Raw genomic sequence first — 25638 nt, 5'->3', positions numbered from 1 at the left:
TTGCTGGTTTAAGAGGTTATACCATACTCTCTATCTAAATTAAATTCTTATTTACTTAACTATTACAGACAATAGTATAGCACATGATCGTGATCATGTTAACAATGGTTTAGTTGGATAATAGTGGTCGCGGGCTAGGCAACTGAGTCGGCCTATGCGCAGTAGCTGATTGACTTCTTTCATCAACAGATTGATAGCAAGAAGTCTAATCAGACTTGCAAGGGTTCACAGACGAAAACAAGTTTTCTGGTTCACTCCTTCGCCCTAACCTTCCTCGAGCTAACAGACTAGGTAACTGAGTCGAAATGTGCTCGCCAGGAACTTGCTAGGACCAGCAACCTACGACTTTCTAATGCAGCTAAGTAGAAATGTGCTCGCCCTAACCTTCCTCGAGCTAACGACCTCCGACTCCGACGACAAAACGTCGTTCGTCGGAGAAATCGTTAGCCACCGGAAGGTTTTAACGGGCTCGCACTCTGTTTCTACTACCAACTAGCCTTTTTAACACCAGGAATTTGACCTTTGTGGGCAAGTTCACGGAAAGTTAATCGAGACATGCCGAATTTACGCATGTAAGCGTGAGGACGACCATCGTAACGGTCACGGTTGTGCAAACGAACGGCACTTGAATTACGTGGTAACTTGGACAAGGCGATGTAGTCTCCTTGTGCCTTCAATTGCTTCCGCTTTTCAGCATACTTCTTTACCAATGCTTCTTGGTGCTTCAACTTAGCAATTTTTGACTTTTTTGCCATAAATTAAAGATCTCCTTTGTATTCATATTATTTGTAAATAAGCTATTAATAACAAAACGAACGAAATATTAACAAACTAATGGTTAAGACCCGTATTAATTTTTCCGATTAGTTTAGCTAGTATTTCCAAGCGACTGTAACAGCATAACGTGATCTCATTAACTTGTGGCGATAATGAGACCCCGCGTCATTAATCAACATTTGCGAACAATTCATTAAGTATTATTATACTAACTTTTTGTAAGACTTACAAGAAAAATGTCTGACTAATTTTGACCAAGCCGTTTACAGTAGTCTAAATACTGAGCAGCATAACCGTACTTTTGATTCAGCCGAGTTAATTTTTCGGGATCATGAGTATACGCCCTTCCGGTATGCATCATCAGATCGTACAGTTCAACATAGGGAACGGCAGACTGATCAGCAATTGCCTGCTCCGCCTTTCGATCATAACCAACATGGCGGAAGTTAACGGATGCCATCCCGAGATCATCAACCTCAATTACTAAGTAGTGGGCCCGCATATCGCGGTGCAGCTTATCCCAGCCATTAAATGGTTCACCAACAGCCCCGGGATTCATAACAATTCGTTCGTCGCTTGCATACCGCATAATCTCATGGTGGACATGGGCATAGATTGCAACATCAATTGGTGGATTAGCTGGGGTAAACACTTGATCGAAATTCTTAGTTGATTGAGTTGGAAAAAGATCCTGGCCCATATTTAACCACGGTAGATTATGGGAAATACCGAAATTTAGGGGACCAACCTTCTTGGTAACGTGGAGAGGCCAGTTAGCTATTTCATCGACCATCCCCCGTGGAGCGCTTTGACCGACATACTGGGCTAACCGAGCAAAGTAAATATGAGATGGATACTTAACATCTATTTTCCCCCGAACGCCATTAACTACCAAATCGTCCCAGTTTCCCCGAACGATTACACTTGGATTAATGATTTTAAGCAACTGCCAGATTTCACTAACACTTGGTCCTGGCATCAACAGATCGCCCACAAACCAATACTGATCAACGTGCTGTTGACGGCTATCACGGTACATTGCACGCATTGCACTCAGGTTCCCATGAACATCTGAAAAAACTGCAATCCTCGTTTTCATTAAGTCCGCTCCTTCTCCTACAAATTACACTTCACCGATAATTGTACCAAAGAATCCGTTAAAGAAGCAGCAATTGATTTGACACTCCATGGTAAACTATTTTAGTAACCTCAAAAAGCAAAGGAGTAATAGTGTGAATCAAAATGGAGAAGTAAGCCCACAGGTCCGGAAAATTATTACGGTTGTACTGCTCGGCTCTTGTTTTATTAGTTTAGCAAGTCAAACAATGATGGTAACAGCTCTTCCCGTTATTCAAGAAGATCTTCACGTCTCATTAAATGCCGTTCAATGGTTGACAACCGGCTACACCCTGATTATCGGGATTGTGACCCCGCTCTCATCAAACATGTACGAAAAGTTCACTAACCGGCATGTCTTTATCGGAATTATTGGAACCTTCCTTGTCGGGACACTAGTAGGCTGTTTTGCCAGTAATTTTACAAGCCTTTTAATTGCTCGGTTGATCCAAGCATGTGCCAGCGGGATGCTAATGACCTTTCAAATGACAACAATGATTTCAATTTATCCAATTGAAAAGCGCGGATCAATTCTTGGTCTTTCAAGCCTTGTCATTTCTGCCGCTCCAGCCCTCGGTCCTACAATTTCTGGATTAATTCTTGAGTTTCTTTCATGGCGCTGGTTATTCATCCTTGTCCTGCCACTAATGATTTCGGCCTTTATTATCGGTTATTTTAAATTGCCTAACTTCTCCACTCCACGACCGATCAAGATCGATTACATCTCTGTTATCATCTCGTTAGTTGGTTCTGGATTAGCCCTCGGGAGTTTAACCGTCTTCCAGATCAATTTCTGGGATGGCCTGGTAATGTTAATCAGCGGTTTCATTATTATTTGGGGCTTTGTCAAACGGCAGCTTCACTTAAAGAATCCAATGCTTAAAGTTCAAATTTTTGCTTATCCATCTTTTCGCTGGATGACGATTGTCGGCGTGTTTACCTTTATGGTTCTTTTAGGAACCGAGCAGTTAATTCCAATTTATACAGAAAAGATCATCGGAATGGGTAGCTTCCTCTCTGGATTAATTCTTCTTCCAGGAGCGATTGCTAATGCCATTACTGCATCAATTGTTGGTCGACTCTATGATCAATATGGTCCAAAATGGCTGATTACGATTGGGGCAGTCATTATGCTGGTTGCATCGATTCCGTTGGTGCTTGTTAGCCGCCATTCATCCATTACCCTCCTTACCCTGACCTACATGCTCCGAATGATTGGAAATGCCTTTGTCTTTAGCCCGGCCCTTTCAGAAGCTTTTTCTAACCTGAACCAGGAGGAAAATAGCCACGGTACAGCGCTAAACAATACTCTTCGACAAGTTTTCGGGGCTGTTTCAGTTACCCTCTGTGTGGTTATTGCCAACACACCGGCCTCATTAGTAACCGGGATCCGCTATGGAATGTGGGCAACTGTCATCATGGTTATTCTCATGATTCTTAGTTTCTACCATTATTTACGAATCAAGAAGGCTGAACAAAATTAGCTTCTTTCCCGTGAACTTGCTATACTCGTAGTTACTACAATTAAAAAGGAGCAAATATCTATATGGATTCTGAGCTATCTCCCCTGTGGCGCAAAACATTCTATTCACTATGGATTGGCTGTTTTATAACCGGGATGGGATTCTCAATGACGATGCCATTCGTTTCACTATTTATTAATGAGCTTGGTAACTTTTCAAAATTCCAACTAAATTTCTACTCAGGATTAGCATTTGGGGCCACCTTTGTTAGTCAAGCAATCGTTTCCCCGCTTTGGGGCAGTTTGGCCGACCAAAAAGGACGTAAATTAATGTGTATGCGGGCCTCCGGTGTAATGGCTTGTACAATCTTTATCACTGGACTTTCACAGTCAGCATGGATGATTATTGGAATGCGCTTTTTACAGGGAGCCTTCTCTGGGTACATCAATAACGCTGCGGCCTTAATTGCTGGAGAAACTCCCCACAGCAAGTCTGGTTGGGCAATGTCAGCAATTTCAACCGCCGGGATTGCCGGAAATCTTGTTGGACCGCTACTTGGTGGGGTTCTTTCAGGAGCATTCGGCTACCGGGTTCCCTTCTTCATTACTGGTTTTTTGATGTTCTGTGTCTTCCTAAGCACGACATTCCTAGTTAAGGAACGACATTTCAAGCCGATTAAGAAAGAAAAGATGCGGCCAATCAAGGAAGTGATGGCTGAAATTCCTAACCGCAAGCTAATTTTCGTTACTTTCCTAACGACACTTATCGTTATGGCATCGTCAATGTCAATTAGCCCAATTATTAGTTTGTACGTCCGTCAATTAATGCATAACCATGGCAACATTGCCTTTGTCGCTGGGATTGTTGCTGCAACACCGGGATTGGGAACCCTTATCGCTGCCTCAAAAGTTGGTCACACAATGGACGAAATCGGTCCAGAAAAAGTCTTACGAATCGGATTAATCACTGCCTTTATTCTGTTCGTCCCAATGACCTTTACCCATTCACCATGGTCGCTAGCTTTTTGGCGCTTCCTTCTTGGTTTAGCCAACGCAGCATTAATGCCCGCTGCCCAGACTGTCTTGACACTGAATGTACCAACGGAAGCCTTTGGTCGGGTCTTTAGCATTAATCAGTCGTTCCAAGCTGGTGGAGCCGTTTTTGGTTCACTTCTGGGATCGATCATCTCTGGACTTTCCTCATACCCGATGGTCTTTGCGATTACCGGACTAACACTGTTAATTAATTTTATCTTGATTGTATTAGTGCAACCAAAGAAACCAGCTACTAACAAGAAAGGTTATTAGTATGACAAAAACAAATCACCTCAAAAACGAATCTGAAGTTAATGAAATGTTTACCAGAGTTGCTCCCAATTATGACAAACTTAACAATATTATTAGTCTTGGGACACAAAAGCTCTGGCGAAAAAAGCTTTTAGCCGGCTTAGAATTCAAGCCAGGAATCACGGCCCTTGATGTTTGCTGTGGAACCGGAGATTTAGCAATTGCCCTGGCTAACCGGCTACCACAAGGACGTGTTACCGGGGTTGACTTTAATGCCGCAATGTTAAAAATTGCCGAACAAAAAGCTAAGACGATTCCAAATCTTATCTTGATTAATGGGGATGCAATGGCCCTACCGTTAGCAAACGAATCATTTGATATTGTTACAATTGGTTTTGGCCTACGGAACGTTCCAGATGCCGATAAAGCATTAAGCGAAATTTATCGGGTACTGAAACCTGGCGGGCAATTAGGTGTCCTTGAAATGTCCCAGCCGACAAATTCGCTGATTAGGGTTGGCTGGGAAGCTTACTTTAAAGCGTTCCCTTACTTAGCCAAACTTGCTGGCGGCCACGTCAAAGATTACCAATACCTTAAAAAGACAAGTCAGCAATTCGTTTCCGCTGATCAATTAGCCAGAATGATGGCTGATGCCGGATTTAAAGCCGTCAACTATTCATCACTTAATTTTGGCGCTGCAGCGATTCACTTTGGGATTAAAGAATAAATAAAGAAAGCCGGAAAAATAATTTTTTCCGGCTTTCTAATGCAGCTGAGTGGAAATGTGCTCGTCACAACCGCCACCTCCGTCTAACGGTTCTAGGCAACATAGTCAAGATCTGCTTGCCCTAACCTTCCTCGAGCTAACGACCTCCGACTCCGACGGCAAGACGCCGTTCGTCGGAGAAATCGTTAGCCACCGGAAGGTTTTAACGGGCTCGCACTCTAACTCTACAACACCCCCACCCCATATGTTATTACTTGGGCGAGGGAGCCGACGAGGAGAATTTTAACGGCACAGGGGAAGGTACGCTTTTTGACTTGTTCATGATACAGAAGCTTGGTTTGTTTGATAACAAACGGAATAATCAATAAGGTAAGCAGCATTGTCCAAGGGGCTAGGCGTGCCATGACAGCGGTAATAATTGCTAAAAAGGCAATCACATTTTTAGTAGTAAAACTATTTAGCCCCTGCTGAACACCAATAAAATGGATAATGGTGTGACGGTGATTATCTTCATCTTCTTGAGCATCACAAATATTATTAGCAAGCATCAGGTTTGAAATCCACAATTCACATGGTAAGGCCACTAGCCAAATCTTGATTAAGTTAGTCCAGCTCCAATCAAAGTTACCAGTTTTATTAATATAAACCGAAATCAGCATAATCATAAAGCCCATCGTAAAGCCAGAAAAGAATTCACCAACCGGTAACCCGTTCATCGGGAATGGTCCTGACGAATACAAAATTCCTACAGCAAAACAAAAGATTCCCATCCAAAGCAGTGGCAATCCAACCCGGGTAACAAGGTAAATCCCCATTCCAGCAGCAACAATGCTAAAAAGAAGAATCAAGGCTAAGACAAGTTTGGGAGAAATCTTTTCCCGACCAATAATATTGGTATTTTTCTTGTAATCCTCAGTATCAACCGCATGATTATAATCATTATAATTATCCATCATATCAACGGCCATATTAAAGAGGAGCATTGCAATAAAAAAGAGAATTGAGTTAATGAGGTTAAACGAGTGGTAATAATAAACACTCATGCAGACCCCGAGAAGCATCGGGAGGATACTAGCAGTTTTGGCTTTAATCTCAACTAACTCTAAAAAGACATCTAATGACACATTCATACTTCCCATTCATTTAAAAATATTGTTACAATATGATAGTACACCAATACAAAGGAATTATCATTCAATGGACAAACATTATTTCCGTAGTGACCCACAGCTTAATAACGCACTTCAGGAAGTCAATCACCTGATTAATCAGCGGATAACCGTTAATAATAGTGATTTACAAGTAGCACTGAAACAAATGGCTTCAAAGGGCGGTAAGTATCTCCGCCCTGCTTTCTGCCTAACCTTTGCCCGATTAGGCGGCAAGGATAGTTGGAACAGTTCTAAGCTAATCAAAATTGCTTCCTCATTAGAAATTCTCCACATGGCAACTCTGATTCATGACGATGTGATTGATGACTCCCCTGAACGACGAGGAGCGCCAAGCATTCAAAAAGCTTTTGGCAAGGACACAGCAGTATACAGTGGCGATTTACTATTTACCGTTTTTTTCGATTTATTGGTTGAAACCATGGAGAGTTCACCGTACCTAGCAACAAATGCTCTAGCAATGCGTAAAATTCTCGCTGGAGAGCTAGGTCAAATGAATCAACGCTATCGTCAGCAATCACTTCTTGAATATTATCGGAATATTAACGGTAAAACAGCTACTCTTTTTAGCCTGGCCGCTCAAGAAGGAGCTTATTTCGGTGGTGCCGATGCTAAAACCGTTCACCTTGCCAAACATATCGGGCAAAATATCGGGATTACTTTCCAAATTCTGGATGATATGTTGGACTATACTACCAACAAAAAATTGAATAAGCCAATTCTTGAAGACCTCGCTACTGGTGTTTATTCCCTGCCGCTTCTCCTGGTCTTAAAAGAGCACCATGAAGAACTTAACCCGTATCTCGCCAAGAAACAGGAAATGACAGTCGAAGATACTCAAAAAGTTCAACAATTAGTTAACCAGTATGGCGGTGTTAAGCAAGCTCATGAATTGGCTGGTAAGTTTACTAATAAATCATTACAATTAATTGATGAATTACCAACAAGCCCTACTCAGAAACTTCTTAAAAAAGTAACCATCCAACTCTTGAACCGCTCAATGTAAGAATAAGGAAGTTAAGCCAAATTGAAACGTCAAGTATACATTTTATATCTTCTTACCATGGCCCTATTAGCGGTTGTTTCGGTTCTATTAATCGCATTTGACTTTGCCCATGAGCTTAATATCAATAATGAACCTTTTAAGGCAGTGAATAACGGGATCCTGGTTATTTTTACAATTGATTACTTTACCCGGTTTTATCTTGCAAAGGATAAGAAGAAGTTCTTCAAACATAATATTTTTGACCTGCTTTCAATTATCCCCGTTAATGGCCTTGCATGGATCTTCCGGTGGAATCGGGTTAGTCGAGTCTTCACCTTCTTACGAATCGTTCGTCTTATTGGGTTAACTGGGCGGTTAAACCGGTTTATCGAAAAGGATGGTCTGCTGTACTACCTTTATGTAACTTGCGCGGTTCTTTTGATCTCTGCTTCGATGTACAGCATCTCTGAGGGCACTCATTTTTCCACCGCTCTTTGGTGGGCAATCACTACGGCTTCAACAGTTGGTTATGGTGACATTTCGCCCACCACCACGATCGGCCGCATTGCTGGTGTCCTATTAATGCTCGTGGGAATTGGGTTAATCGGGGTTATTACCAGTACAATTACCGATTATTTCTCCCAAGAAGATAATAATCAAATTCAAGATAAATTAGACCAGATTGAAAGAGAAAACCGAGAATTACGCAAAGAATTGCAAGAGTTAAATGAACACTTGAATCACCTTACTAAATGATCAGCATCAACTGATCATTTTTTTAATTATTTTTTCTTAGAATTATTTTGCATATATACATTTAGACCAATATTATTCTTTATGTTAACCGGTTATCATAAAACTGGAATTGATCAATTGCTTACCAATTCACTAGTTTCTCTTTTAGTAAAATTTTACGTTTATAAAATGAGAGTTTCTTTACTTGTAAGCGTTTGCAAGCACAATAAACCTATGCTACATTAACCATAGTGATTCGGATCATAGTTGTTAACTAACTGTTTTACTAAAGTTGGGAGGCTAATGAAATGAAAGCTGCCGTTGTTCGTAAAGATTGTGATGGATACTTTGATGTTAAGAATGTTACTCTTCGTGACTTAAAACCGGGTGAGGCCCTAGTAAAAATTGAATATTGTGGTTTATGCCATACTGATTTACACGTTGCTGCTGGTGATTTTGGTAAGGTTCCTGGTAGAATTACCGGTCATGAGGGAGTTGGCCGAGTTGTTAAAGTTGGACCAAATGTAACTAGCCTTAAAATTGGCGATCGGGTATCAGTCGCCTGGTTCTTCTCTGGCTGTGGTCACTGTGAATACTGCATTACTGGTAACGAGTCACTTTGCCGTCACGTTGAAAATGCTGGTTACACTGTTGACGGGGCAATGGCTGAATACTGTATTGTAAAAGCTAATTACGCCGTTAAAGTCCCAGAAAACTTGGATCCAATTAAGGCTACTTCCGTTACCTGTGCTGGGGTAACCACTTACAAAGCAATCAAGACCAGTCAAATTCGCCCTGGTCAATGGTTAGTAATTTACGGTGCTGGTGGCTTAGGCAATCTAGGTGTTCAATGGGCAAAGAATGTTTTTAAGGCCCACGTAATCGCCGTTGATAGTTGATATTAGTGATGAAAAACTCCAAGCAGTTAAGGATGCTGGTGCGGATATGATTATTAATTCTGCAAAAGTTGATCCTGCAAAGGAGGTTCAAGACAAGATCGGCGGAGCACAGGCAGCGGTTGTTACTGCTACTGCAACGATTTGTTATGATCAAGCACTTGCTTCTGTTCGTGCTGGCGGAAAGGTTGTTGCAATTTCACTGCCAAAGGGAAATATTGATGTTCCAATTGCTAAAACAGTCCTTGATGGGATTGAAATTGTTGGCTCATTAGTTGGTACCCGGCAAGATTTAGCCGAAGCATTTAAATTGACTGCTGAAGGAGCCATTAACCCAATTGTCCACACGCGGAAATTATCCGAAATCAATAATATCGTTGACGAAATGAAGAACGGTAAAATTGTTGGCCGAATGGTTGTTGATTTCACTAATGGTGCTAATTAAACGTTAAAAAATAAATAATAAAATCACCTTTAACTGATATAGCTAAAGATGATTTTATTATTATATGAAGAATTTTTTACAAGCAAGTTCAGACTGTAATTTATATTCTCAGCTCTGCCAGTGAGCCAATGCCAACTCGAGCCATCGCTTGCGGCAACTGCTCAATAATGTGGGGCATTGCTAAAGCATCATGAAAGTGCGCAGAACCGACCTGAACAGCTGAAGCACCAGCTAAAAAGAATTCAATAACGTCTTCTGCAGAGGAAATTCCCCCTTCACCAATGATTGGAATGTTCACTGCATGGGAAACCTGGTAAATCATCCGAATAGCCAGTGGCTTAATTGCGGTTCCCGAGAGGCCACCCATGATATTTCCCAGAACCGGCTTCCGGGTTTTCGGATTAATCTTCATCCCCAATAAAGTATTAATCATACTTAAACCATCAGCACCCCCTGCTTCAACTGCCTGAGCAATCTCCACAATATCAGTAACATTAGGAGTTAGCTTAACATAAACCGGAACATCGCCACTAGCAGTTTTAACTGCCTTGGTTAGTTTCTCAGCAACTTGCGGATCAGTTCCAAAGGCCATCCCACCATGTTTAACGTTGGGACATGAAATATTAAGTTCCAATGCATCAACTAATCCGGTTGTGGCCAGGTGTTTAGTAACCATTACATAATCCTCAACACTTGCGCCACCAATACTTGCTACTAAAGGAAGATCAGGGTATTGATGCTTAAGATGGGGAATCTTTTCTTCTGCAACTACCTTTACCCCAGGATTAGTTAAGCCAACTGAATTTAACACCCCATCACTCAATACCGCAATCTGTGGTTGGGGATTTCCCGTTCGCGCTTGGGGAGTCGTAGTTTTGATTACGATTGCGCCCAGCCGGTTAAGATCATACTTTCGTGCTTGTGGAACATCACCGAAGCCAAATGTTCCAGAGGCCGGCATTACGGGGTTCTTCATTTTTAACCCCGGCAAATTTACTGCAAGACGAACATCAGTCATTATCCTTCCTCCCCATTTCGTGAATAAGCAACTTCCCCATTAACTAGGGTTAAATCTGTTGTTCCATAAACTCGTTGACCGGTGAATGGATTGTTAACACCCTTGGAAAGGTAAGAGTCTTCAGTAATTTCCCGCTCCGTATCTAGATCGAAAATTGCAATATCAGCTGGCTTGCCAGGTTCTAGGTGCCCTGCCTGGTCTAAGCCAAACTCTTCTGCTGGAACTGTACTCATCCAATTTAACAGCTGGGTTAAACTAAAGATTCCCTGACGAACAAAATGCGTGTAAAGCATTTTAAATGCGGTTTCACTGCCGGTAATTCCGTTAGCTGCCCCCCGCATATCGTCTTGCGGTTTTTCTTTCCGTGAATGAGGAGCATGATCGGTCGCAATCATATCAATCGTCCCGTCAAGTAGTCCCTTAATAACGGCTTGACGATCCTCCTCATGCCGTAATGGCGGATTCATCTTAAAGTATGAGTTATTTGCTGGAATGTCTTTGTCAGCAAGCAAAAGATGGTGCGGTGTCACTTCACAGGTAACATTAACTCCCTCTTTCTTTGCCAAGCGAACAAGTTCAACACTTTCCTTTGTTGATACATGGCAAATATGGTAGTGAACTCCGGTTGCCTTTGCAAGGACAAGGTCACGCGCGACCTGCGCTGATTCGGAAACACTCGGTGCCCCGGGTAAACCTAACTCCTTAGCCCGCTTTCCGGCAGTCATTACACCACCAAAGAGAAGTGAATTATCTTCAACGTGAGCTGCTAATGGCAGACCAACCTTAGCAGCCCCCTCCATTGCCCGATACATGGTTCCAGCAGTCTGAATTCCGCTACCATCATTACTGAAAGCAAAGGCTCCTGCATCCTTCATTGCCTGAAAATCAACTGGCTGGTCCCCCTGACGGTTAATCGTGACACTTGAATATTGGGCCACGTGAACAAGACCAGTCTTCCGGTTATGATCAATCATTCGACGAAGCTTTTCAGGAGTATCAGGAACGGGATCAACATTTGGCATCGCACCAACCGTCGTAAAGCCACCATGGGCAGCGGCCTTACTCCCTGTTTCTACCGTTTCCTTATAGGTAAGACCTGGATCGCGGAAGTGAACATGAACATCAACTAAACCAGGAGCAACCAATTTTCCGCTAGCATCAATTACCCTATCCACACTTTCGTCAGCAATTAAATTCTTGCCAAGCGCCTGAATTTTGCCATCCTTAATCAGGACATCCGTATCTATTAACCGGCCGTCAACAAAGCAGCGACCACCTTTAATTAACATTCTCATTAATCTAAGCCACCCAACTTTCGACCGCGAAGAACTGCTTCTAACATTGCCATCCGCATGAAGACACCATTTTGCATTTGTTCATAGAACTTGCAGTTAGGTGCTTCAACCAGACTACCTGCTAATTCAACATCGTGGTTGATCGGACCTGGGTGCATGATAATTGCATTCTTTTTCATTCGATTGTAACGCGCTTCATTAATTCCGTACTTTTCGTGGTAAGATTCAGCAGAGAACTTTGCTTCGTTGGCATCCCCGGCATGTCGTTCATGTTGAACCCGAAGAAGCATGAGAACATCCATTTCACCGACTAAATCATCAAGTGGCATAAACTTACCGTACTTATCGTAAGCGTGGTCATACCAGTAATCTGGACCAGAGAAGTAAACCGAAGCACCAAGACGGTTCAAGATTTCCATGTTACTTCCTGCAACCCGTGAATTAGTAATATCACCGATAATACCAACCTTTAAGCCATCAAAATGACCAAAATGTTCATGAATGGTCATCATATCAAGCATACTTTGTGAAGGGTGCTGACCTGACCCATCACCAGCGTTAACAATCCCCATGTTCAAATGAGAGCCTGCTTGGGGATGAATCAATGGTTCATAATAAGCATTCGTTGAGTGACGAATAACTGCGAGGTCAACACCGAGGGCATCCATTACTAACATTGTGTCATACATGGTTTCACCCTTCTTGACTGAACTGTGTTGCGGGTCAAAGAAAATATCAGTTAAACCAAGGCGTTTTTCCGCAACTTCAAAACTCGTGTGAGTCCGAGTTGAGTTTTCAAAGAAGGCATTGGTAACATAAACTGGTTTAGTCAGCTTTGGCGTTTCACCACCATCTTTGTAAAATTCAGCGCGATGAATCAATGATAATACTTGTTCAGAAGATAAATCTTCAACAGTAACAAAGTGGGGGAGCTTAACTAATGGTAATTCAGTCATAATTAAATTAACTTCCTTTATCTAAAAATTTGTCCTAAAGAAAAACACCAGACGCAATAGAGGCCTGGTGTTAACGAATTTTTTAAAGTTAGTTAATCTTACTTTGAAAAAGTCGTCTTTCTAGCCTCACGGGACTAAATTAAAGGACATTGATTGTTGCTAATAATGTACTCTGATTGGTGTCAAATGTCAAATGAATTTTTAAATTAACTATGCTAGAAAGAATAGTTAAAAGAACAGGCTCCCTTCCCAATTTAACGTATAATAAGAGTAAGAAGATTACGGGAGGGATAATGGTGAAAAAATTATCAAATAAGCAGAAGCTCTGGTTAATCATCATCATTGCTGCTGTTGCTGTTATTTTACAGTACGCATGTGGTTATCCGCTTTTTGCACAAATATTAGTAACGGTGGTTGGGGCAGTAGTTGCTCTTTCAATGTTTATCGGAATGGTCAAGTCAATTCGTACCGGTGACTACGGTGTTGACCTCCTTGCAATTTTAGCCGTAGTTGCCACCCTAGCTGTAGGCGAATATTGGGCTGCAATGGTAATCCTGGTAATGTTAACGGGTGGGGATGCACTGGAAGACTATGCAGCCAGGAAAGCGAACACTGAACTGAAATCACTACTGGATAATACTCCCCAAATTGCTCATGTCGTAACTGATGGAACAACCAACGATCTCGCTGTAAAGGATGTGCAGATTGGTGCTGAGGTAATTGTTAAACCTGGAGAAATTGTTCCGCTAGACGGAAAAGTAGTCACTGGTCAAAGTGAGCTAGATGAATCATCCCTTACCGGCGAATCACGACCAGTAAGTAAATTTCCTGGTGATGAAGTGATGTCAGGAGCAATTAACGGTGCTAACTCAATCACAATCAAGGTAACCAAACTTGCCAAGGATAGCCAGTATCAACAACTGGTTAAGCTGGTTAAGACCGCTGAGGAATCTCCTGCTCACTTTGTCCGATTGGCAGATCGTTACGCAGTGCCATTTACTATCGTTGCAATCTTGATTGCTCTAGCTGCTTGGTGGTGGTCCGGAAATCCGGTACGAATCGCGGAAGTTCTTGTAGTAGCTTCGCCTTGTCCATTAATTTTAGCTGCCCCAATTGCAATGGTCTCAGGAATGAGTCGGGCCTCCCGAAATGGGATTGTGGTTAAAACCGGAACCGTCCTCGAAAAATTGGCCAACGCCAAAACCGGGGCTTTTGATAAGACTGGAACAATTACTAATGGGCAATTAGCTGTTGGAGAGATCATCCCTGCTTCTGATAGCCATTTTTCTCATGACCAGCTCCTGCAACTGGTAGCGAGTGCTGAAAGCGAATCTTCACATATTCTTGCCCGGTCACTGGTTGACTACGCCAAAAAGCAAGCAGTTTCCCTTAGTCCGGTTCAAGATCTTCAAGAAGTTACCGGTAAAGGAATCACGGCTACAGTTGATGGTTATCAAATGAAGATCGGTAAATTAGCATTCGTCGATCCTGAGGGAAAGCAAGCCATTCTCCCTTCGACTGCGGTTTACATTGAAATTAATGGTCAATATGCTGGAGCAGTAACATTCGTTGATCATATTCGTCCAGAAGCACGGCAGACAATGAATGCACTCCGTAAAATGGGTGTTACTAATCTGATGATGCTAACTGGTGATCAAGCAGCTTTTGCAAAGGAAGTTGCTAAACAAGTTGGTATTACAGACGTTAAAACGAACTTACTGCCACAAGGAAAGATTGCCGCACTGAAAGCAATTCCATTAGATCAACATCCGGTCTTTATGGTTGGGGATGGTGTTAACGATGCCCCATCGTTTGTAACTGCTGATGTTGGAATTGCCATGGGTGCTCATGGCGCCACCGCTGCTAGTGAGTCTGCATCAGTTGTGATTATTCGCGATGATCTTTCACGAATTGCCAAAATTGTCGAAATTGCTAAAGACACAATCAAGATTGCTAAACAAGCAGTCTTAATTGGGATTGCAATCTGCATCATTTTAATGTTGGTTGCCTGCACCGGGATTCTTCCTGCCTTTGTAGGTGCAATGTTCCAAGAAGTGATCGATACGGTTTCAATCTTGTGGGCACTGAAAGCACGCAGGGTTAAGCTAGATTAGAATGGTGCGTAACCCCTTTAGAAAACACAAATGATGAGCTCCAGTGCTCGGTTAGGCCGAACTCTGAAGCTCATCATTTGTGTACTGCGTTATCAAAGTAATGAGGTCATATACCATCATCCTTACTTTGGCGCATATAATTTTTTAACTGCTTGAACATCAGCTGGCTGAATAGTGTAGAAAGAACCAGCAGGTTGCATTACTGAAACGTGATTTGTGTGATCAAGACCAATTGCGTGGCCAAGTTCATGCTCTGCTGTATTAACTATTCGTTGTTGATCATAACCATAGTCAGGGTCAAGAAGGTATCGCTGGTTTAAATAAACATTAGCATGGACAAAGTGGTTATTAACCGAATTCGATGAAGTTTTAGTCAAACCGGCCGCATTAGTACTATCGTTATCCATTGCACTCACAACGATTTCTGCTTGTTGGCGGCTATTAACTTGACGAAATGTAAATGCTCCGGTCTGGTTCCATTGTTGGATTGCCGATTGGGTTGCTGAATCAAGGGTTTGATTACCAGTATTAATATAAATCGTTGCGGTATTTGTTGCCCACCGTCCATTAGTAGGAATCGTTGTTGAATCGGTTTGTTGCTGACCCGTTTGCTGGTTCTTTTGAGAATCCGAATCACTCAGGTTAAGGTTCTGGGTAGTCGAATCATCCCCATGACCAATCAGATTAACAATTCGTTGCCGAAAGTTCCAAATCATTGCAGTTGATGCCGCTTGAATTCGTGAATTGTTAAAGTAAAGCCAGCTGCCACCGATAATTAGCGTCAAAACGACCAATCGTTTAAAAAGACGAAAGATCCTGATCTTGGCCACCTTCTTTCTCAATGATTAATATTCTAACTAGCAATATTTACTAAATTGTGACCAAGATATTAAATTTTTATTAATCATGTTTTTAAAGATCGATATCTAATTCAATCGGCGTATGATCACGTCGTTTACCAGAATCAATCATTGTTGAACTCTTAATCTGATCGGCAAGCCGGTCACTAACGAGCCAGTAATCAATTCTCCAGCCTGAATTATTTTGCTTACTAGTGATTACCCGTTGTGCCCACCAAGAATAGGCGCCTGTTTTTCCTGGATTAAGATGACGAAAACTGTCGGTAAAACCAGCCGCAAGTAATTTAGTAAAGTGTTCCCGTTCCTCATCCGTAAACCCTGCGGAATGATGGTTATTTTCTGGATGAGCCAGATCAATTGGTTCATGGGCAACATTAAAATCACCACTTGCAATCACTGGCTTTTGTTGATCAAGTTTCTGTAAATATTCACGATACCGATCATCCCAAACCTGACGATCGGCTAACCGTTTCAAGCCACTTCCAGAATTTGGTGTGTAAACCTCAGTAACGAAAAAGTTAGGAAATTCAAGGGTAATAATTCGCCCTTCATCATCCATCGTTTCTGGTGCCCCAATTTGGGGATAAGTAACTGCCGGTTCATATTCCTTTAGGTAGAGGTACATTGTTCCGGCATACCCCTTCCGTGCGGGCTCGACTGAACTTCGCCAGACAACCTGGTAGTCAGGAAACAACTCTTGCAAAACCGCAAAATGTTTCTTTGTTGGTCCATTTTTGGATAATTTAGTTTCTTGAATTGCAATTACATCTGGATGCTGATCTGCAATCTTATGGAGAACGGTTCTCGTTTCTTCAGCCCTTGTCGATGTTCCGGTTAAGGCCGCGTTAATCGAATCAATGTTCCATGAAATTAACTTCATAAATAACTTCCTCCTAATTTTTCCTTTCAAGATCGCTCTGCTTAATGAAGACACCATCAGAAGTAGTTTCACCCTGACGATCCGCAATTTCCCGATAAGCAGCTGTTAATGCTTTCTTATGGTCAACACCAACTAACTGGCAAAAAATTAACAAGGCGATTTGGAGATCACCAATACTATCAACTAACCGCTCGTGATTTTGTTTATTATAGGCAGCTGATAGTTCCCCGAGTTCTTCAGTCATCTTCATAAATTCAACTCGTGGATCAGCCCGATCAATCTTTCGGTGGTGTGCCCAATCATGGATCCTATTAATTAGCTCTTCGTACTCCACAACGATATTCCCCCTCAGCTGATATATTCTTCTTGTCTATTTTACATTATTTCAATTAAAAGCAATAACAGAATAATAGGTTTCAAATTTAAACAGTATTCGTTAAACCCGAACTAAACTACCCTAAAATTGTCAGAGTTGTCTAACAATTTTAGGGTAATCAAAATAGGACTATTATTCTCCCATATAATTATGTAACAAGTCATCAGATGCCGATTTCAGTGTTAAATAATCAATATTATTAGAGAATAACATGATCATCTTCTTGGTCTTGTAATTAGCAATGAAACAGGCATTATAGCCTGGAATACTACCGTTAGCCCGAATGATATCACTATCAATGTACACTCCACCAAAGTAGGCAACTTCTTGTTTCTGTGATTCTTGATAAAATTCATTTACCATCTGAGGATTTTTTAAAACATAATTGTAAATGAATTGCCAATAATTATTCGGTGATATAAACAAGTTTCCCGCACCGAAATCAGAAGATGTAGTAACGGTTACCCGGTGCCAATCAACAGTCGAATCCATTGTCTGGGGAACATTCTTCTTATTGACTTCAGAGAAATCCTTAATCTGCCGTAAATGAAGTGGCTTTGCAAATTTTCTTTGGATATAGGCATTATAGGTAGAATGTGTCTGCTTACTAATAATTGCAGCTAACAGTTCATAATCAACATCTTGGTAATCCCAGGTATGAACGTGATCATTCTTCAAATGGGCAAGCATATAATCAATTTGTTGCTTCTGCCCTTTGAGTGGCATTAAGGGACGATCATTATTCACTAAACCACTGGTATGGTTCATTAACTCGCGAATTGTTATATCCTGACTACCATCAATTTGTGGAAAATACTTATGAAGTGACGTATCATAAGTTATTTTTTTCTCTTGCTTTAGTTGGTAAATTGCAGTTCCCGTTATGATCTTTTGGAGCGAAGCGGTTGGAAATAATCGGTTTGTTTTAACAATCTGGTTCTTGTTAGCATTTTCGTTATTCGTTATGGTAACTGGCTGTTTTCCCTTATCATTAACCAATATCACCCCATTAATGTGATGTGACTTTAGATAATCATAAAGTTGTGTTTGCGTCTGCATATCCACTGTGGCCGCTTTACTTTGCTGCTGAGTTGATACAAAGAATAACCCGAAAGAACAAAACGTTAGAAAGATAAATAAATTAAGTTTTTTCATAATTGTACTCCAGATAATAAAAGCCCAATAATATAAATAGTATAATTTTATTTTATTCTTATTTAATAACCCAGGCAAGAAAATGAGAGTATCAGGAATTGAGTAAACTTCATTTATGCAAATCATACTATATATTTGATTTGCATAAAATATAATATAAATTGTATTAAGGAATATACCACCGTGCAGTGGGTGCTTTCTAGCTCACAAGACGGTATGAGTGGATGCTTTCTTGGCACCCACCTTTCATTTTAAACTTTGATCTAGCTGCCAACTGGAGTAAAATATACTTGTCTTATCAAAGACACACCATTTATTGGTCCTTGAGGCCGAATTCAAGTTATCCTCCCAAAAATAACTTGAAACATATAGAAAGTGCTAATTTGCTGATTCGAATTAGCATTTTTTTATGATCAATTTTAATTTAAAATAAAAAAGAACCCCTGCTACACAAGGGTTCCAAGCTACTACTTGTCGCGACGCTTTTCAGCGATCCGAGTAGCCTTACCAGTACGTTCACGTAAGTAGTATAACTTAGCACGACGTACACGACCATGACGAAGAACGTCAATCTTAGCAACACGTGGTGAGTGAACTGGGAAAGTCCGTTCAACACCAACACCGTTACTGATCTTACGAACAGTGTAGGTAGCACTGATACCAGCACCGTGACGCTTGATAACGATACCTTCAAACATCTGAACACGTTCACGTGAACCTTCAACGATGAGGGCGTGAACCCGAACAGTATCACCGGCACGGAAATCTGGAATGTCATCTCGTAATTGACTTGCAGTAATCTTTTCGATTAACTTGTTTTGACGCATAAAAAATTCTTTCCTTTCGCCGACATTCATGTCCGATGTGGGCAGCGGAATACCGTTTCTTATGGCTAAACAGCCACCTACTACTATACTAGCTTTTTATTTTCCTTTCAAGGGTTATTTTGACTGATGTTCCTGATTAATAATCGAATGGTGAATACCATAGGTAAAGTAAATAATTAAGCCGATAAGGAACCAAAGAACCATCATAATCTTAGCATCGGCATTTAATCCCCAGAAAATCACTGCAGAAAACAAAGCAGAAATCGCTGGCAATACCGGATAACCGGGCATTTTAAACTGGGCTGCAGGCAGATCCTTCCCTTCTCGAGGACGGAGGGCGTAAATTCCCAGCGAAACAAAGACAAATGCCACCAGAGTACCCGCTGATACTAGTGTTGCCAAAAATGTAAACGGGAAAACAGATCCTAAAATCATTGCCAGGAACGTAATCATCCATAATGCACGATTAGGAACGTGTTTATGGTCAATATGACCTAGGCCGCGAGGAAGAAGGCCATCCCGACCAAAGGCATAGATAAGTCGTGATGAGGCTAATAAAATCGCAATTAACGCCGAAAAGATTCCAACGATAGCAACGATTGATAATAGGTTAGCGGTAAGATAATGACCAGACTGACGGAGTGCCCAGGCAGCAGGTTCCGCGTTATTTGCATAGCGACTGTACTTAAACATCCCCACAAGGACAAGGGACACCGCAATGAAGAAACCAGTGCCTAAGACTAGCGTCCCAATTAATCCCCGTGGCATTGTCTTCTGGGGATTAATCGTTTCTGCCGTATTAGCTGCAATCGCGTCAAAGCCAACGTAAGCAATAAAAATTTGGGCTGTCCCAGCAAGGATCCCCTGCCAGCCACCAAATGTTGTTCCAGCAACATGAGGGGGAATAAATGGCGAATAGTTTTGCGGATGAATAGCCGTCATCCCGACAACAATAAACATTAAAATAACCAGGAGCTTCACACTGACAATAATATTTTCAATCCGGCTCACCTGGTGAACCCCACGAGAAATTAAAATTCCCACGGCTAAAATAGCAATCGCAGCTAAGAGATCAACATATGAACCCCGTTGCGGATTGAAGCCCCCGGTTAATGCTACTGGCAACTTAATGTCAAAACTAGCGAGAAATCCCTGCATATAGGCTGACCAGCCTGACGCAACGAAAGCAACTGAAATAAAATACTCAGCCAAAAGCGCCCAGCCAGCAATCCACCCGAAGAACTCGCCAAAAAGAACATTAATCCATGAAAAGGCTGAACCAGCAAACGGCAATACTGATGATGTCTCTGCATACGCTAGTGCTGATAAGCCGGCACCAATTGCTGCAACGATAAATGCCAACGGAACTGCTGGCCCCGTATGTTCAGCAGCCACGATTCCTGGCAAGGTAAAGATTGCTGTTCCGACAACCATCCCGGTCCCCAGACCAACTAGATCAATTGTCCGCAAACTGGGTGTTAGTTTGGCATCCTTACTACGGTAAAGAGCCGGATCCTGTTTCCATAATAATCGCTGAATAAACTTTTTCATTTGAACCCCTTTCTAGTCCGGTACATCCGGGTCTTGATCGAGTTTCAAATCTTCAAGCATCAACTGTTGTTCACGGGTCAGTTTAGCCGTCTTTAACAAATCAGGGCGCCGTTCAAGCGTCCGTCGTAATGCCTCACGTTGACGCCATTCTTTTATTTTCTGGTGATTACCACTGGTTAAAACTTCAGGAACCTTCATTCCCCGAAAGTCAGCAGGTCGAGTATATTGTGGATATTCTAGCAAGCCATTACTAAAGGAATCGCCCATCGGTGAAGACATATTCCCCAAAACACCAGGAACAAAGCGGACAGTAGCATCGATCATCACCATTGCAGCCAGTTCACCACCAGTAAGGACATAATCACCTAATGACGCTTCATCTGTCACTAAGCTCCGAATTCGCTCATCATATCCCTCATAGTGACCACAGATAAATGTAAGGTGTTCTTCCTGTGATAATTCTTGGGCATAGTCCTGATCAAACTTTCGTCCCGCAGGATCCATCAAGATTACCCTTCCTTTGGGATAACGATCCTTTGTCTCTTCATCAATTGCTGCCATTGCATCAAAAATTGGTTGCGCTTGGAGAAGCATTCCCGCACCACCACCAAATGGCGTATCATCAACCCGGTTGTGCTTATTATCAGTATAATCACGAAAATCCGTTACCTTGATATCGAGGAAACCATTATCCTGTGCTTTACCAACAATTGATTCGCCAAGAGTTGCCTGAAACATATCAGGAAATAGGCTTAAAATATCAATTCGCATTATTCAAGTCCCTCCAATAGTTCCACCTCAACTACGCCATTATCCAGATCAACCTTTTTTACCACATCATCAATCTTGGGTAATAATAAGTCGGCTTGGTGTGGTCGTTGAACAACCCAAACATCATTGGCGCCAGGAGAAAGGATCTCCTTAATCTTCCCTAATTCACGACCATCAATTGTCTTAACGGTCAAGCCAATAATTTGGTGGTAATAATAACTACCTTCTTCGAGTGGCTGCTGATCCTCTTCACTAACTCTTAACTCACGATCGCGGAAGTTTTCAACATCATTAATATTGTCATACCCAACAAACTTAACAAGAATTGAACCCTTATGTGGACGTGACGATTCAATTGTTAACTCTAATGGTTCAGCCTGTTGATTATCCAAATATAGTTTGGCACCCTTAGCAAACCGTTCATCAATAAAGTCGGTCGTTGGGATCACCCGAACTTCACCACGGATCCCGTGAGTATTTACTATTTTTCCAACATTATAAAATTTCATTCAAATTCTCCTAAAATTGACAAAAACTCCCACAGATTAGTGTGGGAGTTTTTATTTTAGTGACGGTGGTCATTTATTAGTAACCGGACCTTTTTTGAATTGGAGCGTCGTGGACGTGCTCCTTCAACGACCGTACGCAGTGCTGAAGCAATATGTCCCTGCCGCCCAATTAAGCGACCAACATCTTGGGGATGAACATCAACAACGTAGCGCTGAAAACGATCATCCTCAGACTCGGTAATTGTTAGAGCATCCGGATGTTCTAACAATGGAGTTACTAAACTACGAACCAGCCCTTCAATATTTGTCTCAGTCATGACTAAACATCACTACTTCTTAGCATACTTTGATTCGTGGAACTTCTTCATAACTCCAGCCTTTTGAAGCATGTTACGAACAGTGTCAGAAGGTTGAGCACCCTTTTGCAACCAATCCATAATGGCATCTTCGTCAAACTTGATTTCCTTAGGAGTGGTCAATGGGTTGTAAGTACCTAAAGAAGTAATGAAACGACCATCACGTGGTGCACGTGAGTCAGCTACAACAATACGGTAGAATGGACGCTTCTTTGAACCCATACGCTTTAAACGAATTTTAACGGACATTCTTTGCACCTCCCTATAAATTTCTTAACAGGTAATAATATACCAGTCTTCCAAAAGAATGTAAAGTATTTTTTCTTGACAGCTTAAATATTTTTCTTTTTCTTCATTCCAAAGCCAAAACTAGTCAATAAGCTGACAATCCCAAGCGCCATTAATCCCTTGCCTTGGCCTAATCCCGTTTGTGGTAGTTGGCGATGACCAGTTTGAACTAACCGTGTCTTCGCTTTAGGTTCAACTAAGCTATCAGACTTAGGAGAAGGATTATCTATCCCTGATTGTGGTGCTGGCTCTGTACCGGTGTCGACTCTGAGCTATTAGGAACTGGGGTTAGTTCTGGCGCCGGAGTGGGAGTCGGAATTGGATCAGGTTTAGGTTTTGGCCCTGGCTGTGGCTGAGGTTCTGGTTGCGGAGCTGGGGTTGGTGTCGGAGCTGGATCAGGTTTAGGCTGAGGTGTTGGTATTGGATCCGGCTGAGGTTCTGGAGTTGGAATTGAGTTTTTAGTATAAATAACTGTTTTTACAATGTTGTTATCTTCTGAGGTTACCTTAATTTCACTAATTACCTTTATATCAGGAGTATAGCCCTCGATTTCAGGTGATTCTACCTCAGCGAATATTCTTTCTGCAGGTGTCCAGTTATCCCAAGTAATACCTTCAGCTGTTTTGGCACCATTTCGCGTAAAGGTGACTTGCTGCGTTTTATCATCTGCCACTTTGGTTTCATCCTGATAGACATAGTGAATCGTTTCAGTAATTGTTTTACTATCTTTTACTGGAATTGGTTTTGGCGTCGGCTCTGGATCAGGCTTCGGCTTTGGATCCGGCTGTGGTTTTACTGGAGTTGACTCACTATTCTTAACATACACAACATATTCAACAAAATTATTATGCGGGTACGTGAAGCGGCCTTCATCACCAATCTGAGTAATCTTTCCGCCACTGTAAATTACCTTCTTAGCATCTGACTTTTTGCCCCGATAAGTTGAATAACCCTTTACTCCAGGAATGTCGATATCGCTGAAGTAACTGTCTGTCTTAAAGGATCCGCTTGCTCCAGTATCACTAGTAAAGGTAACCTGCCGAACTTTATCAGCAATAGGCTTCCCTTTATCGTCCATCATTTGATTACCATCTGCATCAACATAATGAATTGTTTGGTTAACGAAACCATAAAATGTGGAATTAACATCTGCCTGATTTACTGGCTTAGAATCGGTCCCCATGTCAATCCAGTAGCCACAATCAGTATCATAGTTTCCATTTTGGCTAGTTACAGTTACATGCCAAGGATGGGTATTCATGTAATTACGAACATCCCGATCCCGAATTGAGTAACCATAGAGCCAATTATGAAGATCCTGATTGAAATAAGTAGCTTGATCATGATCTTCCTTTGAATTATTAATTCTCTTTTCAGGTAATAACGCACCTTTTCTGGTAGGCATCCAGGTAATTAAAGTAACGGGAGACAGTTCAATCCCATTCGCAGCCGAAGTGACTTTAAATCCTTTATAGTCACCATCCACTGTCACGTGGTATGTTATTTTATTCTCATCATTTTTTACAGCCGTTACGTTAACTTTTGGTTTCGGATAAACAAACTGATCAGACAGGTAGTAATTACCAGTAGTAGTCAATTTATCCACTAAGTTTGAAGATACTTTGGAATCCAGCGGAACAACTAGATCTTGTAATGCTTTCTGTAAGTCACTAGCACTGACAAAATTAGTTGTTACATCATCATTAGAAGCCGGTTTTGTAACAGTAATTGTAAAGGTTTGACCTAAATTATCTAAAGAAATCCCAACACCCTGTGCTTGATTATTGGTAACTTGCAGCGCCTCTTTACCATCAATTGCCCGCCATAAATGTGCTGGGGTATTACTCGTATGATCAATTGTTTGAGACTTTGAAGTTACTGGAACAGAACTTTCCCCTTTCTTCTTTGCAATTACACTAATGCTAATTCCGCTGGTAAATGTTTGATTACCAATTTGAAGATCATTTTGGGGAGAGTAACTTGTCTCACCATTATCACTATAAAGGGTAATTGTCTCACTTGGCTTTAAAGCCTGCTTATCACCATTACTACTGGTGTTGTACCAAACCATCTTAGCCTTAATATCAATCACACCGCTTTTTCCAGAATGGTTCTTTAAGTACTTGCTTAAGACATCGTTAAAAATTATCCGGTAATAACCATTGCTTCCGGCACTACTTATATCATCCTTATTCTGATTATCAATTACTGTCCACTTAATTGCCCCAGTCGAAGAGGCTTCAGGAAATGACTGCTTATAACTCTCGGTATCACCAGCAGGGACAATATATCCAATTACCTGATTTTGATATTTAAGGGCCTTAATATTATCCTTACTATCATTTACGGCACCATAACTAAAGACGTAACTATTTCCATCTTCTGTGGTATACGGCATCCCCAATCGAATATCAATATAATCACCAGCTTTAATTTGCTGCGCATCTTCAGCTGATATTGTCATCTTCAGCTCAAGGTTGGTCGTCCCCCGTTGTCCTGTCGCCTTATCCCCAGTAGTTTCGGTAACGTTATGGGTAACAACATTAATTGTTTTGCCAACCTGATCATTAATTGAAGTAGTTGGGGTAATGGTTGTTTGAACAACCTGCTGAGAATTTGTATTCGCAGTAGTTGATTCTACTGGTATCTGGTCCTGATCTTGGATTGTCGAAGTTGCAGTCGGTACTTGATTATTTTTCAAGGTAACTGAATTAGTCGCATTGTTAACCAAAGATTTATCAGTTTGACCAATCTCCTGATTAGTTTCTCCGTCAACAGTATCAGCCTGTGCTTTCGTGGTCATCCCCATTAAAATTGACGTTGATAGCAATACAGAAGCAACCCCTACGCTTAACTTCCGTAATCCATAATGCGGAATCAACCGTTCCTGCTTTGTCATTAAGTACTTTTTATTTCCCTTTGAAACCATATTAATCACTCCACCTATCGGCTAGATTTCTCTATATAGCTTGTAGTTTTAGAAAAAAGCTAATTGCAGATCCCCAAAACTCCGTAATTTTAGCCCTTTAAGTTTTTGATAGCAAGATGACTATTTTTAAATCAATCAATTGATAATTAGAAAA

At 41.5% G+C, this 25638-nt stretch carries 24 protein-coding genes and 1 pseudogene; 7 read left to right on the top strand and 18 right to left on the bottom strand.

Features of this window, described 5'->3' with window-relative positions; all coding sequences use genetic code 11:
* Positions 1 to 485 precede the first annotated feature (485 nt).
* The gene (rpsN, locus tag MR181_RS04085; protein WP_102169229.1) at positions 486 to 755 is read right to left on the bottom strand and encodes a 30S ribosomal protein S14; all 270 of its coding nucleotides are present in this window, start codon (positions 753 to 755) and stop codon (positions 486 to 488) included.
* Between the two features lie 266 nt (positions 756 to 1021).
* Positions 1022 to 1876 carry a metallophosphoesterase family protein gene (locus tag MR181_RS04080; protein ID WP_242335179.1) on the bottom strand — a complete coding sequence of 285 codons (855 nt, stop codon included), beginning with the start codon at positions 1874 to 1876 and terminating at the stop codon, positions 1022 to 1024.
* A gap of 88 nt (positions 1877 to 1964) precedes the next feature.
* On the opposite strand from MR181_RS04080, the gene MR181_RS04075 reads away from it, so the two are divergent.
* The 3 genes from MR181_RS04075 to ubiE all read left to right on the top strand — a co-directional run bounded on the left by MR181_RS04075 (position 1965) and on the right by ubiE (position 5369).
* Entirely contained in the window at positions 1965 to 3377 is a 1413-nt protein-coding gene (locus MR181_RS04075) for an MFS transporter (protein ID WP_242335176.1), read from the top strand.
* A gap of 62 nt (positions 3378 to 3439) precedes the next feature.
* Positions 3440 to 4663, top strand: coding sequence for an MFS transporter (locus MR181_RS04070; RefSeq protein WP_242335173.1), 1224 nt, complete (start codon positions 3440 to 3442; stop codon positions 4661 to 4663).
* 1 nt (position 4664) lies between these two features.
* On the top strand, positions 4665 to 5369 hold the full coding sequence (gene ubiE, locus MR181_RS04065) for a bifunctional demethylmenaquinone methyltransferase/2-methoxy-6-polyprenyl-1,4-benzoquinol methylase UbiE (protein ID WP_242335170.1): 705 nt from the start codon (positions 4665 to 4667) through the stop codon (positions 5367 to 5369).
* 224 nt (positions 5370 to 5593) lie between these two features.
* Here ubiE and MR181_RS04060 read toward each other — a convergent pair whose 3' ends face one another.
* Complete coding sequence (locus MR181_RS04060; RefSeq protein ID WP_242335418.1) at positions 5594 to 6493, bottom strand: prenyltransferase; 900 nt, start codon at positions 6491 to 6493, stop codon at positions 5594 to 5596.
* Positions 6494 to 6566: 73 nt separating this feature from the next.
* Here MR181_RS04060 and MR181_RS04055 point away from each other — a divergent pair, with 73 nt between their 5' ends.
* From MR181_RS04055 to adhP, 3 genes and pseudogenes are all read left to right on the top strand, one after another.
* On the top strand, positions 6567 to 7544 hold the full coding sequence (locus MR181_RS04055; protein ID WP_242335167.1) for a polyprenyl synthetase family protein: 978 nt from the start codon (positions 6567 to 6569) through the stop codon (positions 7542 to 7544).
* Positions 7545 to 7601: 57 nt separating this feature from the next.
* The gene (locus MR181_RS04050; protein WP_242335415.1) at positions 7602 to 8279 is read left to right on the top strand and encodes an ion transporter; all 678 of its coding nucleotides are present in this window, start codon (positions 7602 to 7604) and stop codon (positions 8277 to 8279) included.
* 287 nt (positions 8280 to 8566) lie between these two features.
* Positions 8567 to 9599, top strand: a pseudogene (gene adhP, locus MR181_RS08840) (alcohol dehydrogenase AdhP).
* A gap of 100 nt (positions 9600 to 9699) precedes the next feature.
* Here the strand turns inward: adhP and MR181_RS04040 are convergent.
* The 3 genes from MR181_RS04040 to MR181_RS04030 are packed head-to-tail and all read right to left on the bottom strand — an operon-like array spanning position 9700 to position 12868.
* Positions 9700 to 10617 (bottom strand): dihydroorotate dehydrogenase, encoded by a 918-nt coding sequence (locus MR181_RS04040; RefSeq protein WP_242335164.1) that lies wholly within the window; start codon positions 10615 to 10617, stop codon positions 9700 to 9702.
* Positions 10617 to 11912, bottom strand: a complete 1296-nt coding sequence (locus MR181_RS04035; protein WP_242335160.1) for a dihydroorotase — start codon at positions 11910 to 11912, stop codon at positions 10617 to 10619. The genes MR181_RS04040 and MR181_RS04035 overlap by 1 nt, the downstream gene beginning before the upstream one ends.
* Positions 11912 to 12868, bottom strand: coding sequence for an aspartate carbamoyltransferase catalytic subunit (locus MR181_RS04030; RefSeq protein ID WP_242335157.1), 957 nt, complete (start codon positions 12866 to 12868; stop codon positions 11912 to 11914). Before MR181_RS04030 ends, MR181_RS04035 begins: the two co-directional genes overlap by 1 nt.
* A 296-nt stretch (positions 12869 to 13164) precedes the next feature.
* Between MR181_RS04030 and MR181_RS04025 the strand changes: the two genes are divergently transcribed.
* On the top strand, positions 13165 to 14982 hold the full coding sequence (locus tag MR181_RS04025) for a heavy metal translocating P-type ATPase (protein ID WP_242335154.1): 1818 nt from the start codon (positions 13165 to 13167) through the stop codon (positions 14980 to 14982).
* Between the two features lie 122 nt (positions 14983 to 15104).
* Here MR181_RS04025 and MR181_RS04020 read toward each other — a convergent pair whose 3' ends face one another.
* The 12 genes from MR181_RS04020 to MR181_RS03965 all read right to left on the bottom strand — a co-directional run bounded on the left by MR181_RS04020 (position 15105) and on the right by MR181_RS03965 (position 25484).
* Positions 15105 to 15812: a matrixin family metalloprotease gene (locus MR181_RS04020; RefSeq protein ID WP_242335151.1), complete on the bottom strand. Its 708-nt coding sequence runs from the start codon at positions 15810 to 15812 to the stop codon at positions 15105 to 15107.
* 82 nt (positions 15813 to 15894) lie between these two features.
* Entirely contained in the window at positions 15895 to 16722 is an 828-nt protein-coding gene (locus MR181_RS04015; protein ID WP_242335148.1) for an exodeoxyribonuclease III, read from the bottom strand.
* A gap of 13 nt (positions 16723 to 16735) precedes the next feature.
* Positions 16736 to 17056, bottom strand: a complete 321-nt coding sequence (locus tag MR181_RS04010; protein ID WP_242335145.1) for a MazG-like family protein — start codon at positions 17054 to 17056, stop codon at positions 16736 to 16738.
* Between the two features lie 174 nt (positions 17057 to 17230).
* Positions 17231 to 18253, bottom strand: a complete 1023-nt coding sequence (locus MR181_RS04005; protein ID WP_242335142.1) for a serine hydrolase domain-containing protein — start codon at positions 18251 to 18253, stop codon at positions 17231 to 17233.
* A gap of 467 nt (positions 18254 to 18720) precedes the next feature.
* Positions 18721 to 19080 carry a 50S ribosomal protein L19 gene (gene rplS, locus MR181_RS04000; protein WP_056974551.1) on the bottom strand — a complete coding sequence of 120 codons (360 nt, stop codon included), beginning with the start codon at positions 19078 to 19080 and terminating at the stop codon, positions 18721 to 18723.
* Positions 19081 to 19194: 114 nt separating this feature from the next.
* Positions 19195 to 20631, bottom strand: coding sequence for an APC family permease (locus MR181_RS03995; protein WP_242335139.1), 1437 nt, complete (start codon positions 20629 to 20631; stop codon positions 19195 to 19197).
* A 12-nt stretch (positions 20632 to 20643) separates the two neighbouring features.
* The gene (gene trmD, locus MR181_RS03990) at positions 20644 to 21402 is read right to left on the bottom strand and encodes a tRNA (guanosine(37)-N1)-methyltransferase TrmD (protein ID WP_191910674.1); all 759 of its coding nucleotides are present in this window, start codon (positions 21400 to 21402) and stop codon (positions 20644 to 20646) included.
* The gene (rimM, locus tag MR181_RS03985) at positions 21402 to 21911 is read right to left on the bottom strand and encodes a ribosome maturation factor RimM (protein WP_242335097.1); all 510 of its coding nucleotides are present in this window, start codon (positions 21909 to 21911) and stop codon (positions 21402 to 21404) included. The genes trmD and rimM overlap by 1 nt, the downstream gene beginning before the upstream one ends.
* 56 nt (positions 21912 to 21967) lie before the next feature.
* Positions 21968 to 22228 (bottom strand): KH domain-containing protein, encoded by a 261-nt coding sequence (locus MR181_RS03980; RefSeq protein ID WP_191910676.1) that lies wholly within the window; start codon positions 22226 to 22228, stop codon positions 21968 to 21970.
* 12 nt (positions 22229 to 22240) lie between these two features.
* Positions 22241 to 22516 (bottom strand): 30S ribosomal protein S16, encoded by a 276-nt coding sequence (gene rpsP / locus MR181_RS03975; RefSeq protein ID WP_003717360.1) that lies wholly within the window; start codon positions 22514 to 22516, stop codon positions 22241 to 22243.
* Between the two features lie 83 nt (positions 22517 to 22599).
* Positions 22600 to 22785, bottom strand: a complete 186-nt coding sequence (locus MR181_RS08835) for an LPXTG cell wall anchor domain-containing protein (protein ID WP_367276838.1) — start codon at positions 22783 to 22785, stop codon at positions 22600 to 22602.
* Positions 22782 to 25484: a mucin-binding protein gene (locus MR181_RS03965; RefSeq protein WP_277956484.1), complete on the bottom strand. Its 2703-nt coding sequence runs from the start codon at positions 25482 to 25484 to the stop codon at positions 22782 to 22784. Before MR181_RS03965 ends, MR181_RS08835 begins: the two co-directional genes overlap by 4 nt.
* Positions 25485 to 25638 lie beyond the last annotated feature (154 nt).

Origin of the sequence: Limosilactobacillus urinaemulieris (assembly GCF_932750685.1) — a bacterium.
GTDB classification, from domain to species: Bacteria; Bacillota; Bacilli; order Lactobacillales; family Lactobacillaceae; genus Limosilactobacillus; species Limosilactobacillus urinaemulieris.
This window is presented reverse-complemented; position numbering and strand designations above follow the sequence as displayed.

Bases quoted from the DNA above. Each gene is read 5' to 3' on its own strand.
- MR181_RS03980 (WP_191910676.1), bottom strand. From the start codon at position 22,228: ATGACTGAGACAAATATTGAAGGGCTGGTTCGTAGTTTAGTAACTCCA.
- MR181_RS04080 (WP_242335179.1), bottom strand. From the start codon at position 1,876: ATGAAAACGAGGATTGCAGTTTTTTCAGATGTTCATGGGAACCTGAGT.
- MR181_RS04070 (WP_242335173.1), top strand. From the start codon at position 3,440: ATGGATTCTGAGCTATCTCCCCTGTGGCGCAAAACATTCTATTCACTA.
- trmD (WP_191910674.1), bottom strand. From the start codon at position 21,402: ATGCGAATTGATATTTTAAGCCTATTTCCTGATATGTTTCAGGCAACT.
- MR181_RS04050 (WP_242335415.1), top strand. From the start codon at position 7,602: ATGGCCCTATTAGCGGTTGTTTCGGTTCTATTAATCGCATTTGACTTT.
- MR181_RS04030 (WP_242335157.1), bottom strand. From the start codon at position 12,868: ATGACTGAATTACCATTAGTTAAGCTCCCCCACTTTGTTACTGTTGAA.
- MR181_RS04015 (WP_242335148.1), bottom strand. From the start codon at position 16,722: ATGAAGTTAATTTCATGGAACATTGATTCGATTAACGCGGCCTTAACC.
- MR181_RS03995 (WP_242335139.1), bottom strand. From the start codon at position 20,631: ATGAAAAAGTTTATTCAGCGATTATTATGGAAACAGGATCCGGCTCTT.
- rpsN (WP_102169229.1), bottom strand. From the start codon at position 755: ATGGCAAAAAAGTCAAAAATTGCTAAGTTGAAGCACCAAGAAGCATTG.
- ubiE (WP_242335170.1), top strand. From the start codon at position 4,665: ATGACAAAAACAAATCACCTCAAAAACGAATCTGAAGTTAATGAAATG.
- MR181_RS04035 (WP_242335160.1), bottom strand. From the start codon at position 11,912: ATGAGAATGTTAATTAAAGGTGGTCGCTGCTTTGTTGACGGCCGGTTA.
- MR181_RS04055 (WP_242335167.1), top strand. From the start codon at position 6,567: ATGGACAAACATTATTTCCGTAGTGACCCACAGCTTAATAACGCACTT.
- MR181_RS04005 (WP_242335142.1), bottom strand. From the start codon at position 18,253: ATGAAAAAACTTAATTTATTTATCTTTCTAACGTTTTGTTCTTTCGGG.
- rpsP (WP_003717360.1), bottom strand. From the start codon at position 22,516: ATGTCCGTTAAAATTCGTTTAAAGCGTATGGGTTCAAAGAAGCGTCCA.
- MR181_RS03965 (WP_277956484.1), bottom strand. From the start codon at position 25,484: ATGGTTTCAAAGGGAAATAAAAAGTACTTAATGACAAAGCAGGAACGG.
- MR181_RS04040 (WP_242335164.1), bottom strand. From the start codon at position 10,617: ATGACTGATGTTCGTCTTGCAGTAAATTTGCCGGGGTTAAAAATGAAG.
- rimM (WP_242335097.1), bottom strand. From the start codon at position 21,911: ATGAAATTTTATAATGTTGGAAAAATAGTAAATACTCACGGGATCCGT.
- MR181_RS04075 (WP_242335176.1), top strand. From the start codon at position 1,965: ATGGTAAACTATTTTAGTAACCTCAAAAAGCAAAGGAGTAATAGTGTG.
- rplS (WP_056974551.1), bottom strand. From the start codon at position 19,080: ATGCGTCAAAACAAGTTAATCGAAAAGATTACTGCAAGTCAATTACGA.